The organism is Paenibacillus sp. J31R98, assembly GCF_056269245.1.
In genome coordinates this window covers 131090-149774 of record NZ_JBWDNO010000008.1, presented here as the reverse complement: position 1 = coordinate 149774, position 18685 = coordinate 131090, and the positions used below count along the sequence as shown (strand labels likewise).

Here is an 18685-nt window from a genome sequence, read left to right as displayed (position 1 = left end):
TTTATAGGTTTGGAATCCGACAACAAACTCTAAATGATCAGCGTGGTCCAGACCATGCTGATCATTTAGAGTAGGCGACTCCTGACGCTGCTCCACCTCCATACCGCCCTCCGGGCACTCTCTTCCTCTTCCTCCGCTTGGGGGAGGAGCAGTAGAAAGACCGCCGGTTTATATGCCCGGCGGTCGTTGTTTTTCTGAGAGAGCGTATTTACTCTTTCAGATCGTCGTAACGGCGCTTTTACGTGTTGAGAGAGGATTTTGACTCTCTCAATAGCGCGAATTCTGCTTTTTTGGAGATTTCCATTCGTGAGAGCACATATGTGTTCTCTCAGCCTCAGATTGTTGGTTAGTTTGGACGACTGCAGCGGTGAGAGCACATATACGTTCTCTCAGCCAACTTTTTGCGCGGTTTTGGTGGCTGAGAGCACGTATGCGTTCTCTCAGCCTCAGATTGTTGGTTAGTTTGGACGACTGCAGCGGTGAGAGCACCTATGTGTGCACTCAGCCGAATTTTGGCGCGGTTTGGGTGCTGAGAGCACGTATGTGGTCTCTCAGCTACAGATTGTTGGTTAGTTTGACCAGAGGCAGAGGTGAACGCTGCAGCCTACAACACATGCAATCTCCCGTCACGGAAGTAGTAGATATCCTCTCTTTTATAACCATACCTGCCTGTCCGACGCTTGATATGCGGTTCAAATGTAAAGAGCCGGGCTTCGCCCAGCTTCATCCGATTGCCCGCTTCGATGTAAAGGCGGTACCCTTTTTCCCGCTCGATGGTATGCCCCAGATTTCCCGCAAAATCTAAATTCACATAATCGAGCCGCTCTATCGCCGCATTCATGTGAACATAGACATCCTCGAAGGTCATTTCCGGCTTCGCATAGGACATGAACTCCCGATGAAGCTCCTTCTCCACAGCGATGCCAGCTGAGAGCTCACTTTTCTCTGCTTGCCCCTCGTCCCGCACCCTGCCGCCTGCAATAACGAATGTCCGCGCATAGTCTCCCCAATATTGATCCTTAGCGACTGGGCTGAGGTCGACTGTTACAATATCGTCGCTCCCGACCACCGCTGCCGTTCGCCTATAGTTCCTCCCCGATTCCGAGATGACGGTTCGTTCACCAACATGGACGAAAGCGCCGATGTCATAGTACCAGAATGCTTCGATCCCCTTGCCCCGCATAATTGCTTCTGCCTGAGCTGCGATTTCATCCTCCGTCACACCAATACGTATAAAATCATCCAGCTCCCGCATCGTCTCCTTTGCAATCGTCTGTACGTATCGGTACCGCGCTAACTCCTCTGACTCAAGCTCCATGCGCTTCTCCTCTTTCCCTGCTCGTATCGATTGGACAAGCCGCGCAACGGCAGCCAGCCGGATGCCGTCTATCTGCATCCCTATTCAATAGATTCATCAGGTTCTCCTGCTCCCGCAAGCCTTCGGCAATATCGTAATAGATATCGCTAAGCGGCGGCGGTGAAGATGACGCTTCATTATCATACATACCGGGAAATTGACTAAGCTGATGCTGCTCACCCGATGCTCGGCCTACAGCTCTAATCTGCCTCGCTTCCCGCTTCAGGATAACCCACAGCAGCAAAGCAGATGCAAGCATCACGAGTCCCGACCGCCAGGACGGAGTAAAGCCGATCACAAGGCATGCGAACGCAATCGCCGGATAGATAAACAGAATCATAAACATCGCAATGAGCAGCCTGATCAGCCACGAACCGAGCGATCTCCCCATACGGCTGCACCTCTTTCGCCTGTTGTTACTCATAGGTATGCGGCGACGGGTTATCCCTATTTTGACAATGATGCAAAAAGACGACTATGCACTTGATCAACAAGCGCGCAGCCGCCTTCTAAGCAAAACACTATTCCTTGCAAATCCGCTCATGCAGAAAATCAACCAAATGAACGGCCTCCATCTTCCCGCTCATCCCATGCTTCTCGATACCAAGCTTCATCTGCAGCAAGCAGCCCGGGTTGCTCGTCAGCAAATAATGCGCGCCGGTCCGCCCCACATGGTCCATCTTGTGATCGAGAATTTGACCTGCCATCTCCGGCTGGGTCAAGTTGTAGATGCCCGCTGATCCGCAGCAGCGGTCCGACTCGTAGAGCTCGACGAACTCCGCATTCGCGACGCTCTTCATCAGCTTGCGAGGCGCTTCGGAGGAGCGCATGACATTGCGCAGATGGCACGAATCCTGGTAAGTGATGCGCACCGGATCCGCCGCTGCAAAGCCGACGCCACTGCAGCTGCCACCGCAGCCAGCCGCAGCAGTAGTCTCGCCCGCGGCCTTCACCGTGCCAGCCGCGGACGCTGCAGACCCACCGCTACAGCTCGGCGCAGTCCCCTGCACCTTGCTCGCAGCAACAGCCGCCGTAGCCGCTGACTGCAAGCGGCCGTGCTCCACGAGCAGCTTGCTCACATCAAGCGTCCGCTTCGCGAACCATTTTGCATCGCTGGCATACAGAGGATCATCGTGCAGCAGATGGTCATACTCCACAAGCAGCGCCCCGCAGCCTCCCGCATTCGAGGCGATCCAATCGACACCTGCCGCTTTGAACGCGGCAATGTTGCTCTTCGCCAGCTCGCGCGCACCGTCCTGCTCGCCGCTATGCGCATGAAGCGCGCCGCAGCAGTTCTGCGACTCGGGAATAACGACGTCGAAGCCCGCTGCATTCAGCAGCTCTACGGTATGCTTGTTCGTCTCCGTGAACAGCACATCCATAATGCAGCCGCGGAACAAACCGACCGTGCCGACTCGCTCGCCCTTCGCCGGATGAACGGAACCGATCTGCTCCACAACGCCGCGGTACGATGCATCCGGCAGGATGCGCTCCATCTGCTCCATATGCTTCGGGAACAGCTTCATCATGCCGCTGCCGCGCACTAGTCCGCGAAGACCGGACTTCTGATACACCTGTAGTGCGCCGCCAAGCAGACGCATCCGCCCTTGATGCGGGAATATCCCTTCGAACGCGGTCTTCCGCGCCAGCTTCACCCACCAGCGGTGGCTCTCTGTATGCTGCTCCACCGAATCCCGCGCCTGTTCCAGCAGCTGCCCGTACTTCACGTCCGCTGGGCACGCCGGCTCGCAAGCGCGGCAGCCGAGACAATGGTTCATCTGCGTCTCGAACGCATAATCCGGGTCCATCAAGCCATCCGCAACAGCTTTCATAAGAGCAATCCGTCCACGCGGAGACTCTGCTTCGATCCCCGTCTCACGGAAGGTCGGACAAGCCGGCAGACAGAAGCCGCAGCGCATGCAGTTCGTCAGCTGATCATAGTTCAGCGTATTCTTCAGCGTTGTCGCGAGCTCACTGCAGGAACTAGAACCGCCGGCCTTATTGTCCTTAGCCTCCAACATCGACACGAGCACATTAGGCATGACCGAGCACCACCCTTTTGCGCGTGGACTTCGCGAACATTTTGCCCGGATTCAGAATATTGTTCGGGTCAAAAGCCGTCTTGATCCCCCGCATCACATCAATCCCCGCCGAACCGACCTTCCACTCCAAGTACGGTGCCTTCACTAGCCCGACGCCATGTTCGCCAGTAATCGTGCCTCCGAGTCGGATTGCCGCTTCAAAAATCTCCTCGAAAGCCTCTTCCACACGATGAATTTCCTCCTTATCCCGCGCGTCCGTCGTCGCCGTTGGATGCAGGTTGCCGTCACCGGCATGGCCGAACGTGCAGATCGTTACATTGTGCCGCGCCGCTATCTCGTTGATTGCGAGCACCATCTCGGCGATCTTTGAGCGAGGCACTGTCGCATCCTCGAGAATCGTCGTCGGCCTTAAGCGTGCCAGCGCTGTGAAGGCGCTCCGCCGAGCGGTCATCAGCTTCAGCGCTTCCTCTTCGGTCGCTGCGATGCTCACACGGTCCGCATTTTCGCTCTGGCATATCTCCGCGATGCGCGCAATATCCCGCTCCACCATCTCCGGATCGCCGTCCTGCTCGATGAGAAGAATCGCGTCCATATCACGCGGCAGCCCCAGCTTCGCAAAATCATCCACGACCTGAATCGTCGGATTATCCAGAAACTCAAGAGTCGCCGGAATGATGCGATTCTCGATGATTTTGGAGACCGTCCGGGCAGCGCCGTAGAGGTCCTTATACATCGCAAGCATCGTCTTCTTCGTCTTCGGCGGCGGGATGAGCTTCAGAATTGCTTCAGTTACAACGGCGAGCGTTCCTTCCGAACCAACGAGCAGCTTCGTAAGATCGTAGCCCGCCACATCCTTCATCAGCTTCCCGCCGGTCCGGATAATCTCACCATTCGCGAGAACAGCCTCCAGCCCGATGACGTAATCTTTGGTTGTGCCATATTTGAGACCGCGCAAGCCGCCGGAGCATTCCGCAATGTTGCCCCCGATGGTCGAGATCGCCATACTTCCAGGATCAGGTGGATAGAACAGCCCCAGCCCTTCGACATGAGTGCTGAATTGCTTCGTATTGAGGCCGGGCTGAACGGTAGCAGTGAGATTTTCGAGATCGACCTCAAGAATCCGGTTCATCCGGTGCATAACCATGACAATGCCGCCCTCTACCGGGACCGTCCCCCCGCATAGATTCGTGCCCGAACCCCGGCTTACGACCGGAATCCGGTGCTCATTCAGCAGCTTCAAGATCGCAGACACTTGCGCCGTGTTCTCCGGATAAATCACCCCGTCAGGCAGCGATTGCAGCATTGGCGTACTGTCATAGGAATGTGTAATCAAGGATTCCTTGTCGTCTTTAAACCACTGGCTGCCGACAATTTCGCGCAGCTTCTGTTTTACCGAATCGCCTAGCATGGTACGGTTCCCCCTAGCCTCATGTACGAATAATAGATCAGGTCATCTGATGACTTTGTTTTGGAAGTAGTATATCATAAGATGGAGAAACCGGATATGCATATTTAACTATTCGAAAAATAGCGCTGACCACCGTTATCCGAAGGAGGATTCCCCATGCAAGCAAGGCCGCTCAAAAGCTACGAATGGGTATCCCTCGAGCTCCACGATCGCATCACAGCAGGCGACTTGTTGCCAGGAGACAAGCTCCCTTCCGTTGTCGACCTCGCTGCCCAATATAATGTCGGTCGTTCTACAATCCGCGAAGCGTTAAGCGCGCTCAAGGCGAAAGGGCTGCTCGACATCCGCCAAGGGGGCGGCACTTTCGTGCTCGCTCCACCGGAGACGCAGGACGATACCCCAGCGCGAGAAGACTGGCTGGATCGCGCAGACTCCCTGCTCCAGCTGCTCGAAGTGCGCAAAGTGCTCGAGACCGGCTGCGCTTCCCTCGCCGCGAAGCATCGCAGCGTGGAGGATCTTGCTGCCATGCAGGCAACGCTTGCGGAGATGGAGCAGCGACTAGACGACGAAGCTTTCGGCGAGCAGGCTGACGTGCAGCTGCACGAGCAGATCACGCGCGCAACGCGCAACCCGATGCTGATCGAGCTGATGAAGTCGCTCTCGCAGCGCCTTCATGAGAGCATGCGCGATACGCGCTCGCTCTGGTTCTACGCCGAACAGCAGTCGGCACGCAGGCTGCTAGAGGAGCACAGCGGCATCATCGACGCGATCCGGCTGCAGGATGCCGGTCAAGCCGCAGCTCGCATGGATGCGCATCTCTCCAAAGTGGAGCAGGTGCTGCGCGACAAGACCGGCAATCTCTCGTAGCCACGCCTAGCATCAGCTTAAGCCGTCGTAGACTCTCTCCGGCTCCATCAAACCGCTCACCGTTAGCAATAAACAATGGGAATTAGAAAACCGTTAGGCTCGGGAGCGGATATAGATTGAATAAAGGACACCTTCTGAATGAGAAGGTGTCCTTGCCATTTCGTTCTATAGATCTTCCTCAATAACCGGAACTCGCAACACGCGCGGATCGGTGAAAATATCAAATTCATCGCGGCTCGTACTCGAGAACTCCGACACGACCGCACCTTTCTCCCCAGCTTGGAACCAATGCTTCGTGCCTGGCGGGATGGTATACTGCTGTCCCGGCTTCAGCTCGATCTCATGGAAGACGGTGTAATAGTCCTCGCTTCCCCTTGGCACCTGCGCCTGAATCGTGCCGTTGCTCTCGCCTTCAACGTAGAGCCATACGATGCCATACCGGCAGCGGAACGTCTCCGTCTTGCCGGGATCGTCGCCAACCGGCGGATGCAGATGCTCGGGACAGGTCTGGCCCGGGAACAAGATGAGATCCTTCGCACAGTAACGCTCGTTATTAATGTACGTCACGAGCTCAAGCCCTTGACGATCCAGCTCGCCAAGCCCAAACTCCGCAACCTCAATATTGCTTCGCTCTTCCGGTGTCAATGTAATGCCAGCACGATCAAACATCGCCGCCGTCCGCTTCTGCGCCGCGCGCACTTCGCTTCTTCTCATCCCTTTAGTGCCTCCCCTTAAAAATTATACTCAACTGGACAACATGCCCTACAGACGGTACGAGTCTACGCTCGCTGTTGTATTTGGAGTCCCTGGATTCAATTAAACACTTAGATGTTGGACTCCAAATACAAAGGCGACCGCTAGCGCTGCTCCGACTTCGTTCCGCCCTTCGGGCATTCTTCCAGTTGGCTTCACAACCTTAAACAATCGCTTACCGCCGCTCACTCCTGCTCTTCCGGCCCATACCACACACCATCGGCAGCACCATCAACCACGCCGCCTCCAGCACCAACCGCACTGTTTAAGCCGCTTCGCCAGCCAGGCAGCGCCAGCTTCACCTCACGGCGGCGCCAACCTGCCGCCATCCGCTGCTGCACGGCTTCCCATGCGGGCACGCCGCTCGTCGCGTCCGACTGCTCCACATTGCAGGCGCCGACTGCAACGGCGCCATTCAACACCGCTTCCGGCGCGAGCCCCTTCAAGAGGCCCGCTACGAAGCCCGCTATTGTGCAATCGCCGGCTCCAGTCGTGCCGGCGACTACGACCTCGAAGCAAGGCACGAGCAGCTCGCGGTTCACCCATGCGTCCAGCTGCTCTGGCGCCGCCGCTCCGATCGCAGCAAGCTTCGCTGCATCGTCCGTCGTCCGCAGGTACAATCCGTGCTCCCCAAGCTTGAGCACGACGATGCTGACCCCGAGATCGAGCAGCTCCTGCGACAGCTCGCGCAGCAAAATCCCTTCTGCGAACGGCAGCAGATCGTTCGTGCCATGCTGCTCAAGCAGCGACTCGTACTGCTCTCGCCGCAGCATGTACAGAATCTCCTCGAAGCTCGGCAGGAACACGTCCACTTGCGGTAGCGCTTTCATTAATATGCTGCGCCAGTCCGCGCGTCCCGCCGGCGACTCCGGGTCCGGCTTCGCCAGATCCAGCGACACGGTAAGCCCCGCGCCCTTCGCCTTCGCCAGCAGCGCTGCGAGCTCGTCGCCGCCATCCTCATACATCCGCCGCATCAGTGGCGGATAGCCGAAGTGAAACAGCCTTGCGCCGGCAAGTGCCTCCTCCTGTATATCCGCAGCCGTGAACGTGTCATTGGCTCCGGTGCAGTGCAGGAAGATCCGGTCAATATTCGGCGGATTAATGACTAGCGTGTAAGAGCTGCTCTCGCCTGAGGCAACGATCATGCCCGCAGCCAGTTCCTCTCCGCCGTAGTTGCGCAGCACATTCACTATGGCGCCGCCGAACATGTCATCACCGATCTTGCCCATCAGCGTCGTGCGCAGCCCGAGCCGGTGCAGCGCGAGTCCCGTGTTGGATACTGCGCCGCCTGTCGCGATAACGGCGGCGCCAATATCGACCAGCTTGCCCGGGACCAGGATCGCGCCTATCCCTTCTTTCATTTCATGCATAGCCGGAATGACATCGAGGCAGATATGCCCGGCAACGACGACTTCCGCACCTGCGCGAGCAACGATCACCGCTAATCCCTCCAGTCAATTGCAATCGTTTGACCTGTTCGCTCGGACGCGAGTGCTGCACTGAATACGCGATGACTGCCCCGCGCTTCCTCAGGCGTTGCGCAGTAGAACGGCTGCTGCATCCCATCTCTGCCATTGGCGAGCTCGTCGCAGAACGCCGCCCACATTTGCAGAATCGAATCCGAGAATCCGAATTCGAAGATACCGCCTGTAATTGTTCCATAGGCCGACTTATACGGAACATCTACAAGATGCCATGCTTGCTGCTGACCGGGTGAATACGGGAGTGTAGCGATCTGCTTCGGATTTTTGGTGCTGAATTCCGCCGATAGCTCCGTGCCTTGTATGCGAATAAACCAAGTGTTCGCATGCCCTGGCGCGATACGCTTCGTCGACAGTACCATCGGAAAGCCGCCATCCGCTGTTGCTACCTGACATGCCAGAATCGCATTGTCCCAAGTCTCGCATGGCGCCATGCCACCCTTGCCGTCTGGACGCTCACTCACGATTTTGCTTAGCAGCGCACGAATGTTATTGGGCTTCCAGCCGAAACGCATTGGCAAATGCAGGACATGCATGCCGAGATCGCCCATACAACCGTATTCCCCGTTAGTTGCAATACGTCGCTTCCAGTTGATTGGTTTCGTAGGATCTAAGTCACTGGAGTGCCAGAAGCCTGCTTCCACCTCAATGATGCGGCCGAATTTGCCCTCTTCTACCATCTTTATCAGAGCTTGCGCGCCTGGGAAGAACGGAAACTCTGACGAGCAGCGAACGATGACCTCCGGATGTGCAACAAGCGCCGCCGAGATCCGCGCATTCGCCTCTCTATCAATTCCGAATGGCTTCTCGCCTAGCAAGTGCTTGCCAGAAGCAATAATATCGACATAGATTTGCGCATGCAGGTTATGAGGCACTGCGCAATATACCGCTTCTACCTCAGGATCTGCAAGCAGATCACGGTAATCGGTATAGGTGCGCTCCACGCTCGGTACATGCTTCTTGAACCATCTCGTTGCTTCTAGGTTCGCATCGCACACCGCCACGATCTGCGGCTCGAACTCCACGCGATCCAGATGCAGCCATCTCGCAGCCGCACTTGCGAATTCCTTGCCCATTAAGCCGCAGCCAATGACGCCGAATCGAATGACTCTCGTGCTCATTCTACTCCACGCCCTTTCCAGCCAGAATCGCCAGTGCCTCCGAAGCATTAGCGCCATGGTGAACGATTGCCATAAGCGCATTCGTCATGCCTGCCGGATTCGGGTGCTGAATAACGTTGCGGCCGTACACGATACCCGATGCGCCTTGGTTCATCAGCTCTACCGTCCGGTTTACGATCTCTTCGTCGCTTGCCCGGCCGCCGCCGCGTACGAGCACCGGAATGCCTGAAGCCACTTCGATGACCCGGTGATATTCCGTTACATCGTCGCTTGGATCTGCTTTGATAACATCTGCGCCGAGCTCCACGCCTTGACGAACGAGCGGCATGATTTTGTTAATATCGCCATCCACCATGTAACCGCCCTTCGCCTCATTCGGCAGCATGACAAGCGGCTCAACCATAAGCGGCATGCCATACTTCTCGCACTCGCTCTTCAGCAGCGAGATATTGCGGACACACTGATGATGCAGCTCCGGCTGACCGGGAAGGAGCAGAAGGTTCACACATACCGCAACGGCATCTAGTGCAACTGCCTTCTCAATCGCACGGTCAATCAACTCGCTGAACAGAAAACGCGGCAGCTCTGTACCATAGATATTCGCCGCATCCGTTCGCAGAACTAGTCCCGGCTTCTTCTTGCCAGGAACACTCTGCAACCACTTCGCTTGTCCGATGCTCAGCTGAATACAATCGGGATTCGCTTCCACGATCGTCTTAATCGCAGTCTGCATATTCTCAATTCCGGATAAGAAAGAGTACTCATTGAAGAAACCATGATCGACCGCAACGTCAAAGCATTTCCCCTGCTCACTAAACATTCGATTTAACCGTGGTGCCGCTGCTGACATGTGAATTCATCTCCTCGTTCTGCTACTAGTGTAAACGGCTGTAGCCGTCCCTTTGGCAAAAGTTTACGTTTCATGTTTTCGAATTGTATAATGCGAACAAATCATGTTCGTTTATAACATTATTCTAACTAACCCTCATATACCTGTCTATAAAAATGTTATAAACAAACAATCGCCTACGTGTTCACTCTGCCGCAGCTAGCAGTTCAACCTTATTCTCCTTACATGCCGCGAGCAGTGACTGCTCCGGCTCTTGATCGCACACGATGCGATGCACCGCATCAAGCGTGCCGAAGGAGAATAACTCTTTCGCCCCAAACTTCGTGTGGTCGACGACGATGTTGACTTCAGCAGTCTGTGCTATCGCCATCCGCTTAATCTCTGCCTCATACATGTTCGAGTTACTGAAGCCATGCTTTGCACTCACGCCTGTTGCTCCCAGGAAAACGCGGTCGAAAGCCATCCTCCCGATCGACTCTACCGTCCCCGGGCCAACAAGCGTCGAGGTCGTTTCGAGCGCCATTCCGCCTGTCACAACCGTCGTAATCCGCTTCTCCAGTAGCTCCAGCGCAATATTCAGCGCATTCGTCACCACCGTTATGTTCATGCCCGGCTTCAAATGCCGCGCCACATATAAGGTTGTCGTTCCGCCGTCAATGAAGATCGAGTCATTCTCCTGCACAAGGGATGCAGCAGCTCTTCCAATTCGATTCTTCTCATCCGTCATAACCACGGAGCGGTCCTGCAGTGTCGCATCCTTCGACGCGAGTATCGCGCCACCGAACGTCCGCTTCACATAGCCGGCATGCTCCAGCTTCTCAAGGTCGCGCCTAATTGTCATTTCCGTCACGCCGAACGTCTCTTTGAGCACCGCAACCTTCACTTCGCCCGTGCTCTCCAGCATCGTCATCAGCTGCTGCTGCCGTTCATTCAAGTTCATCGTCATCGCTGCTCTCACTCCTACGCAATCGTCAAATCCAGTTCATATTCACGCGCTTCGCCTGGCTCCAGCATCACGAGCGTCCCGCGCTGCTTCTCGATCTCCATGCCCTCTACACCGCAATTGGATGGCTCAATGCCTAGTGCATGAAGCCCTGCCCCAGGCATTTTCCACTGGACCAGCTTCGGCAAGGTATCCGATTTCCAGCCGAGAGTCAGTCCAATCGGAGCAGTCAGCCCTGCCGCAATCGGAAACTCCGGCTGGCGAATCGTCACTTCATGCCTACCCATAGCTGACTTCTCCAGCTCATGATAATAGACACGCTCTTGATATGGCGCAGCCGGCGCCGTCCACTTGTCATAGCCTTCAACCGGAACGCCAGCAACAAGCGCATTCACTTTGCCACTCGGGAATACTAGCTCCGACTGCTCTGTCAGCAATGGATATCCGAAATTGAAATGATACAGCATCATATGCGGACAAGCTTCAAATCCAGCGTTCTCCACGACATCCCGGATCGAGATCCGGTTCTCCCCGAGCCTCGTACGGATTTCGCGACGTAACCGCAGGTGACCTCCAAACATCGAAGTTTCTTCGATAATACCCGCTATCCGAATCTCGTACTCATCCCCAATCCAATAGCCTTCAGCCGCAACCTGCTTCGCTGGCGTATGATGCGCTCTGCCATGAAGACCGTAGCTTGTGCCTCCGCTATGGCTTGGTGAACCCGCGCTAATAAGACCGCAAGTCATTAACAATCCGCCGGATGCCGTTCTTAACCAGCCGAGCTCTTTATCGTCATAATACGAGGGGGCCACATCGCCGTTAGCTGACTGCCAACATAACGATCCGCCCGAGAACGTTGCAGCGGACAGATCCAGTCCCTTATCCGGCGTTACATCGAAAGAGAGGCCTGCCCCCGTCCGAACGGAAATGACAGACGAACCGCGCTCATTGCCATCGGCTAAAGTCAGCTTGCGAATGCCGCCGATCTGTTCAATCCGCCCGACGCGTGCTTCGATCTCCCTGCGTGTATATTCTCTTCCATGAAGCAACACTATTACCGCCTCCTGTTTGAAACAAACATGTATTGTTCCATCTTAACATGTATTTTACTGGCTCACTGCGAATCTGTAAACTTGGCTTTAAGAACAAAAAAGAGCGGATAATCTCTTATCGAGATTAACCGCTCTTGCTTACATCAAACGAACTTGTTTAACCGCCGAACAATACATCCAGAACCGGCTTCGTGTGGCCGCCTGGATACATCAGGTATAGCAGCACATATACCGTAATACCTGTAACTGCCGTGAATAACCACACAACAGAAGTTATACGACCCCACTTGCGGTGTTTCGCAAACCGATTACGGAATGCTAGCGTTAGCGTCGTTAGACCAAATACCGCACCTACCGTTGCAAGCACGATGTGGAAGAATAGGAACGTCAGATAGTACGGCTTCATCTCATCCGAGCCGCCCCAATCCGTGTTGCCGACGAATATCGTACGGCTCATATAAATAATGAAGAACAGCAACGCCGCAACTGCGCCGGCAAGCATCACTTTCTTATGCGCTTCAAGCTTGCGCTTGATTGCGAGATTCCAGCCAATCGCAACGAGAATGGCGCTAATGGCAATGAAGGAGGTACTTATCGCAGGTAAAACATCATACAGTGACAAACATCATCCCGTCCAATCTTCTATTAATATGAAACGTTTCTGACTAACTCAGCGCGCCATGCTCTGGCAACGGATCGTCAGAATCGGCATGCTCTCTCTTATACCAATGGAAGAAGACATGGGCGAGAATAGCCCCATACATCACTTCTTGTACAAGCTTCATAATGATACCGCCAAGCTGCTGATCTTCAGCAGGAGACATAAGATTGAAGAAAGCCGGTCCCTTGAAGGAAGCAAGCAATGCTGCCGGATCTCCGGAGACACAATAGCCCATCGCCTTCGCCCATATCTCGGGATCATTGTACGTAGCATACATCGGCGTATCGTTGAAAATAATAAGCGCACAAGCAGGAGTAAGGAGCATGCCGCTTGCGAAGATATAAGCCATTTTGCGTACATCCGTGAGTCGATTCCATTCCGGAATAGGGCAAGTAACCTGCCACCACATTAAGAATGCCGTCACTAGCAATACGAGATAGTAAATCCGATGTACGGCAAAGTGAATCATCACGTAATCATGCACGGCTGGCAAATGATAGAGCGAGAACAATACATTGAACACAATAAGCGAGAAAATCGGGTTTGTCGCCCATCTGAATCGTTTCCAGAATGGAGCTGAGAACATACTTCTCCATAGGTAAGCCGGAATACTGAACATAATAATCGGTGGAACGATTAAATACGCAACTGACATATCAACCATGTGGAATGCAAACATCAGATGTCCAAGCAATTCCAAAGGTCCGCCCTGCACCAAATAATAGAGAACCATACCTGTTATGAACAACGTCTTCTGCAACACCGTTACAGGCGGCGCTTCTGGTGCATGCTTTTCCTTCCAAGGTCCAGCCAAGTAGAAATAGAGTATGACTAATGCTGTCATAAAGAAGAAAAACCATGGGCTCCACAGCGCTTCAAAGCTGAAATATTGCAATCCGAGCATACTGGTACCCCTTTCCACAAACACACTCATTTACAGCAAAAGAGGGGGCCAACTAGGACCTCCCTCTCTTCAATTACGACTGTATTACCACCAAGCCCAGTACTCGGCCATGATGACAATTGTGAATACGACGAATACGCCACCAAGAATGCCTACGATCGGGAAGATATGTCCGCGATCTTTCATATGCATCCAGAAGCCCATTTGAATGAAAACTTGAATGAGCGCCATCACAACGAGCATGATGTAAATGAACGTAGTATTAATTTCACCTGCAGCGACCATTGCGAATGCAATGATCGTCAGCAAGATCGAGAAGATAAACGCGATAATATGTTTCTTAGGACCTTCGTGTCTATGGCGCTTGTTCTCTTCGGTAGCGGAATGTTGTTGACCAGCCATTCGTTAGCCCACCTTTCCCATCAAGTAAACGACGGTGAAGATGAATACCCACACGACGTCGATAAAGTGCCAGTACATACCAGCCACATATACCTTAGGAGCAGTAACGACATTCAGACCTTTCTTTAACACTTGAGCGATCAAGATCGAGATCCAGAGAACCCCGAACAATACGTGAGCACCGTGGAAGCCAACAAGTGTATAGAACGACGTGCTGAATGCGCTAGTGGAGAATTTATGTCCTTCATGGACATAGTGCGTGAACTCATAGATCTCCAGGCCAAGGAACGCAAGCCCGAAGAGTACCGTAATAATGAGCCAGTTGATCATCGACTTCACACGGTTCGTATGCAACGATTGAATCGCGAATACGCTTGTGAGCGAGGAAGTCAACAGGATGAACGTTGCGAGTGCTACAGTAGGAAGCTCGAACAGCTCATTCGCTGTCGGGTTGCCGTCGCCGACTTGATGGCGGAGAGCGAGGAACGCTGAGAACAGCGTTCCGAACAATACCGTTTCACCGCCAAGGAACAGCCAGAAACCAAGTACTTTATTACGACCCTCTAGTGTTGCTTTTTCCGGTTCGTGAGGGAGTTTACCATCTACGTGTGCGTGTCCGCTCATGCTTTAACCCCCTTGTCCCCAAGAATTTCATCCGTTTCAATATGGAAGCCATGATCATCGATTACGGAACGTAGGAACATACATGCAAGTGTAATTCCAAGGCCAGCGATAGCGATGATGTGGTGGTTTAAGATCCACGCCCAAGCGCCAGTGCCATAGTCGCCTTTAGCATACATGAAGCCAAGACCTGCGATGAACAGACCAATCGACATAATGAACGGCAGAATCGAAGGTGAAGGCATATGAATCGGACCAAGCGGTTCAGCTGGAACCATTTCTTTCTTACCTTCCATCTTCTCTTTCCAGAAAGCATCATAACCGCGAACGAGCGGAGTTACTGCAAAGTTGTATTCAGGTGCAGGAGAAGGAATTGTCCACTCCAGCGTACGGCCATCTTCCCACGGATCGTTGGAAGCGTTACGTGGTTTCATTGATGTGATAACAACGTTGAGAAGGAATACAATCGTACCAATACCCATCAGCATTGCGCCGACCGTACTGATCATGTTCAGGTTGTTGAAGCCCATACCGTCGAGATATGTCCATACACGACGAGGCATACCCATCAAACCAAGGAAATGCTGTACGAAGAACGTCAAGTGGAAGCCAAGGAAGAATACCCAGAAGCTAAGCTTACCAAGACCTTCATTCAGCATGCGACCGAACATTTTTGGCCACCAGTAGTACAGACCCGAGAACAAGCCCATGATCAAACCACCAACGATTACGTAGTGGAAGTGAGCAACGACGAAGTACGAATCGTGATACTGGAAGTCAGCTGGAGCTGCTGCAAGCATTACGCCTGTTACGCCGCCCATTACGAACGTAGGAACGAAGCCGACTGCGAACAAATTCGCTGTAGTGAAACGGATCGAACCGCCCCACATGGTGAACAGCCAATTAAAGATCTTGATACCTGTTGGCACAGCGATCAACATCGTTGCAATCGAGAACAATGCGTTCGCAACCGGTCCAAGACCTGTTGTGAACATGTGATGCGCCCAAACCATGAAGCCAAGGAAGCCGATCAGTACAGTTGCGAATACCATCGAGCTGTAACCGAACAAGCGCTTACGCGAGAATGTACTGATAACTTCAGAGATAACACCGAATGCCGGCAAGATGAGGATATAAACCTCAGGATGTCCGAAAATCCAGAAGATATGCTCCCATAGCACCGCGTTACCGCCATTGGTCGGTTCGAAGAAGTTACCGCTGAATAAGCGGTCGAACATCATCGCTACCAAACCAACAGTAAGTGCTGGGAAAGCGAACAAGATCAGAGCGGACGTAATAAATGCTGTCCACGTAAACATCGGCATACGCATGAAGCTCATACCAGGAGCGCGCATGTTGATGATTGTAACCAAGAAGTTAATACCGCCGACCAGCGTACCGATACCGGCGATTTGAAGTCCGATTACATAGTAGTCAAGACCGTGAGTCGAGCTGTACGTCGTTGTTGAGAGCGGAGCATACGCTGTCCAACCCGCATCCGGCGCACCGCCTGCGAACCAACTGACATTCAACAGGACGCCGCCTGCGAAGAATGTCCAGAAGCCAATCGCATTAACGAACGGGAACGCAACGTCGCGTGCGCCGATCTGCAATGGCACGATCGCATTCATTAGCGCGAAGATCATCGGCATCGCTGCAAGGAAGATCATTGTTGTACCATGCATCGTCAACAATTCGTTGAACGTATGTGCCGCAACGAAATCGTTGAGCGGCTTCCATAGCTGAATCCGAATCAGGAGGGCTTCCAAACCGCCGACCAGGAAGAAGAATCCGCCCGACAGCAAGTACAGAATGCCGATTTTTTTATGGTCTACGGTAGTTAGCCAGTCCTTCAGACCGGTATACCGTTTCACCTTATGTCCGTGAGCCAAAGTAGGTACCTCCTTCATTCCTAAGTATTAATATTCTAGCTTCAAGCCTGCTAAGTACTTCGCAATGGCATCAATCTGATCGTCAGTCAGGTCAACCTTAGGCATGAGCGTGCCTGGCTTAACCTCTTGAGGATCCTTGATCCATCTCTTCAGGTTGTCCTCAACGGAACCTTCGTTCTTATATTTCGGGTTGTCTGTATTCACGAGAATACCTGCAACAGCTTGACGGCTTCCGATACCTGTCAGGTTCGGATACAGCTGAACGCCTTTGTCGCCAATAGCGTGGCAAGACAAGCATTGCTTATTAAGAAGATCAGCAACCTGTTGGTCGTCCGGAAGCTGAACCGGATTCTTCATTGCTGCTACCCAACGGTCGAACGATGCACGGTCAACAACTTTAACTTTGAAATCCATCAAGGAGTGAGATGGTCCGCAAAGCTCCGCACATTTACCGAGGTATACGCCCGTCTTAGGAGCTTCGAAGTACATGGTGTTCACGTTGCCGCCTGGGTTTGTATCTGTCTTACCAGCCAGCGAAGGAATCCAGAACGAGTGAAGCACGTCTGCTGTCTTTGCTTCAACCGAGATAACCGCATCATTCGGGATGATCAGCTCTTGCGCTGTCTTCACGCCCAGATTAGGGTATTCGAATTCCCACCAGTATTGGTGAGCTGTTACGTGAATTTGAATGGCTTTCGGATCATGTGTGTAATCCTTCGCAAGTCCGAATACAGACTTAACTGTTGGCACACCAAGAATGACTAGAAGGACAATCGGAATAACTGTCCAAATAATCTCGAGTTTGTGGTTACCTTCCACTTGTACAGGGATCGACTTATCACCTGGACGTCGGCGGAAACGAATGATAACGTATACTGCAATTGCAAACACAACCAGAACGACCACAACCATGATCATGATCGTTAATTTCATTAGTCCAAACTGTTCTTCGGCTACTGGCCCTTGCGGTCTAAGTGTAGATAAGTCTGCTCGTCCACACGCTGACAGCAGTAACACCATTCCGACAAGAAGCGGCATAAGCCGTTTTAGAACGTGCCACCGATTCATCATCAATCAACCCCACTTTTTACGTTTTCGCAGCTGCCGTATGATGGCGCAAAAAGCGGCTGTGCTGCGTGAAATCCAAGATGTTAGACAACTTCCGCAATCTAATCACTTTATTTAATATAAAGTTGGAGGTGCTATTTGTCAATCTTCCCAGCAGTGTTCACAAATTGTTCTCATACCAGTAAATTCGCCGCTTTTTTCGTTTTTTCCACTTGCCAATCCATCGCTTGAAGCCTCCATGTCTATCCTTCATTGTGTGCAAAAACCATGGTTCTTTATGTATTGAAATAACATGCATATTTGCTTCTTTCGAGCCCATTCTAAAGATAGGTTTATGAAAGGAGCTACCCTTAATGAAAAAGCGTGAAGCTTATCGTTCTTTTCTCATCCTGATTGCTTCTGTTGCCATGCTCGGACTTGCTTTAAGCGGCTGTAATTATGAACGCCATGTCCAGAACAGCACCTACGATTATGGCACTAAGCAAAAAGGCGATCCGAAAATGCTCGGCAGTCGCATGTACGGCACGATGAGCGGATTGCCCGGACAGCATGATAACCACTGGTTCGAGTACAGCTCGCTCATCTCAAGCAATGTGTCGAGCATTAACGGCGTAGCCGGCGCTCTTGTTTTTCTTACCGATAAGAATGCTTATGTCGCAATTACAACGGACTGGACTGCAACCGGAACCCGGAAGAGCGGCGGTCCAAGAGAGCAGAACAATGGAGGTACGACTGAAGGCGTATATAATGTAGAGAATGGCAGCCCGTATTGGAACAATCAACGTATGGTGACGCCGTATAACTCTGCTCTATCCATCAATGATCACAATCAGATCTCCGGCGAGCTGAAGCAGACAATCGCTGTTCATGTTCGACGTATGGCTCCTGCCGTACAGGAAGTGCACATCTCGGCGAACAAGGAATTCAACAACCATCTCATTCAGTATGCACAGGAAGCTTGGGCGGGACACTCACTCACGCCATATATCTCTTCCTTTAATAAGCTTGTTAAGCATCAGTTTGCTGGCGGCAACGAAGTTCCAGAGCCGCTTAATGTTCAGCAGCAGCGTTCGAAGAATCATTCCTAATTAGGAAGCTAGCCGAGTTTCTTCATTAATATGAGATCGCGTACCTGCACATCACATACATGAATACACAACGCTTTCGGGCAGACTTTAACCACTTGCGTTTACAGGTGGATAAAGCTTCTGCCCTTTTTCAATCATGGCGCTTGACATTTGGTCCAAAATAATTTATCTT

18 protein-coding genes are annotated in these 18685 nt (G+C 52.7%); 2 read left to right on the top strand and 16 right to left on the bottom strand.

The features are described 5' to 3' along the window. Nucleotides 1–604 precede the first annotated feature (604 nt). From AC0YNX_RS24815 to glcD, 4 genes are all read right to left on the bottom strand, one after another. Nucleotides 605–1318: a M24 family metallopeptidase gene (locus tag AC0YNX_RS24815; protein WP_475818378.1), complete on the bottom strand. Its 714-nt coding sequence runs from the start codon at nucleotides 1316–1318 to the stop codon at nucleotides 605–607. Next, entirely contained in the window at nucleotides 1308–1748 is a 441-nt protein-coding gene (locus tag AC0YNX_RS24810) for a hypothetical protein (protein ID WP_475818377.1), read from the bottom strand. Before AC0YNX_RS24810 ends, AC0YNX_RS24815 begins: the two co-directional genes overlap by 11 nt. Nucleotides 1749–1878: 130 nt before the next feature. Further along, nucleotides 1879–3399 (bottom strand): (Fe-S)-binding protein, encoded by a 1521-nt coding sequence (locus AC0YNX_RS24805; RefSeq protein WP_475818376.1) that lies wholly within the window; start codon nucleotides 3397–3399, stop codon nucleotides 1879–1881. Then, entirely contained in the window at nucleotides 3392–4807 is a 1416-nt protein-coding gene (glcD, locus tag AC0YNX_RS24800) for a glycolate oxidase subunit GlcD (RefSeq protein WP_475818375.1), read from the bottom strand. Before glcD ends, AC0YNX_RS24805 begins: the two co-directional genes overlap by 8 nt. Before the next feature lie 156 nt (nucleotides 4808–4963). On the opposite strand from glcD, the gene AC0YNX_RS24795 reads away from it, so the two are divergent. Next, the gene (locus AC0YNX_RS24795) at nucleotides 4964–5674 is read left to right on the top strand and encodes a FadR/GntR family transcriptional regulator (RefSeq protein ID WP_475818374.1); all 711 of its coding nucleotides are present in this window, start codon (nucleotides 4964–4966) and stop codon (nucleotides 5672–5674) included. 165 nt (nucleotides 5675–5839) lie between these two features. Here the strand turns inward: AC0YNX_RS24795 and AC0YNX_RS24790 are convergent, their stop codons facing one another. The 12 genes from AC0YNX_RS24790 to coxB form a co-directional block, all read right to left on the bottom strand. Continuing rightward, nucleotides 5840–6388, bottom strand: a complete 549-nt coding sequence (locus AC0YNX_RS24790; protein ID WP_475818373.1) for a D-lyxose/D-mannose family sugar isomerase — start codon at nucleotides 6386–6388, stop codon at nucleotides 5840–5842. Nucleotides 6389–6612: 224 nt separating this feature from the next. Continuing rightward, nucleotides 6613–7866 carry a carbohydrate kinase family protein gene (locus AC0YNX_RS24785; protein ID WP_475818372.1) on the bottom strand — a complete coding sequence of 418 codons (1254 nt, stop codon included), beginning with the start codon at nucleotides 7864–7866 and terminating at the stop codon, nucleotides 6613–6615. 2 nt (nucleotides 7867–7868) lie between these two features. Beyond that, the gene (locus AC0YNX_RS24780; protein ID WP_475818371.1) at nucleotides 7869–9029 is read right to left on the bottom strand and encodes a Gfo/Idh/MocA family protein; all 1161 of its coding nucleotides are present in this window, start codon (nucleotides 9027–9029) and stop codon (nucleotides 7869–7871) included. 1 nt (nucleotide 9030) lies between these two features. Further along, the gene (locus AC0YNX_RS24775) at nucleotides 9031–9849 is read right to left on the bottom strand and encodes a class I fructose-bisphosphate aldolase (RefSeq protein ID WP_475818370.1); all 819 of its coding nucleotides are present in this window, start codon (nucleotides 9847–9849) and stop codon (nucleotides 9031–9033) included. A 214-nt stretch (nucleotides 9850–10063) separates the two neighbouring features. Beyond that, nucleotides 10064–10825 carry a DeoR/GlpR family DNA-binding transcription regulator gene (locus tag AC0YNX_RS24770; protein ID WP_475818369.1) on the bottom strand — a complete coding sequence of 254 codons (762 nt, stop codon included), beginning with the start codon at nucleotides 10823–10825 and terminating at the stop codon, nucleotides 10064–10066. A gap of 14 nt (nucleotides 10826–10839) precedes the next feature. Next, nucleotides 10840–11877: an aldose 1-epimerase family protein gene (locus tag AC0YNX_RS24765; protein ID WP_475818368.1), complete on the bottom strand. Its 1038-nt coding sequence runs from the start codon at nucleotides 11875–11877 to the stop codon at nucleotides 10840–10842. 157 nt (nucleotides 11878–12034) lie between these two features. Further along, complete coding sequence (locus AC0YNX_RS24760; protein WP_475818367.1) at nucleotides 12035–12499, bottom strand: DUF420 domain-containing protein; 465 nt, start codon at nucleotides 12497–12499, stop codon at nucleotides 12035–12037. Between the two features lie 43 nt (nucleotides 12500–12542). After that, nucleotides 12543–13442, bottom strand: a complete 900-nt coding sequence (gene ctaG / locus AC0YNX_RS24755; RefSeq protein WP_475818366.1) for a cytochrome c oxidase assembly factor CtaG — start codon at nucleotides 13440–13442, stop codon at nucleotides 12543–12545. 84 nt (nucleotides 13443–13526) lie between these two features. After that, nucleotides 13527–13844 carry a cytochrome C oxidase subunit IV family protein gene (locus AC0YNX_RS24750; RefSeq protein ID WP_475818365.1) on the bottom strand — a complete coding sequence of 106 codons (318 nt, stop codon included), beginning with the start codon at nucleotides 13842–13844 and terminating at the stop codon, nucleotides 13527–13529. A gap of 3 nt (nucleotides 13845–13847) precedes the next feature. Beyond that, nucleotides 13848–14468 (bottom strand): cytochrome (ubi)quinol oxidase subunit III, encoded by a 621-nt coding sequence (locus AC0YNX_RS24745; RefSeq protein ID WP_475818364.1) that lies wholly within the window; start codon nucleotides 14466–14468, stop codon nucleotides 13848–13850. Next, nucleotides 14465–16375, bottom strand: a complete 1911-nt coding sequence (gene ctaD / locus AC0YNX_RS24740) for a cytochrome c oxidase subunit I (RefSeq protein WP_475818363.1) — start codon at nucleotides 16373–16375, stop codon at nucleotides 14465–14467. The genes AC0YNX_RS24745 and ctaD overlap by 4 nt, the downstream gene beginning before the upstream one ends. A 9-nt stretch (nucleotides 16376–16384) precedes the next feature. Further along, the gene (coxB, locus tag AC0YNX_RS24735) at nucleotides 16385–17428 is read right to left on the bottom strand and encodes a cytochrome c oxidase subunit II (protein ID WP_475818362.1); all 1044 of its coding nucleotides are present in this window, start codon (nucleotides 17426–17428) and stop codon (nucleotides 16385–16387) included. 350 nt (nucleotides 17429–17778) lie between these two features. Between coxB and AC0YNX_RS24730 the strand changes: the two genes are divergently transcribed. After that, nucleotides 17779–18513, top strand: coding sequence for a hypothetical protein (locus AC0YNX_RS24730; protein WP_475818361.1), 735 nt, complete (start codon nucleotides 17779–17781; stop codon nucleotides 18511–18513). Nucleotides 18514–18685: the final 172 nt, after the last annotated feature.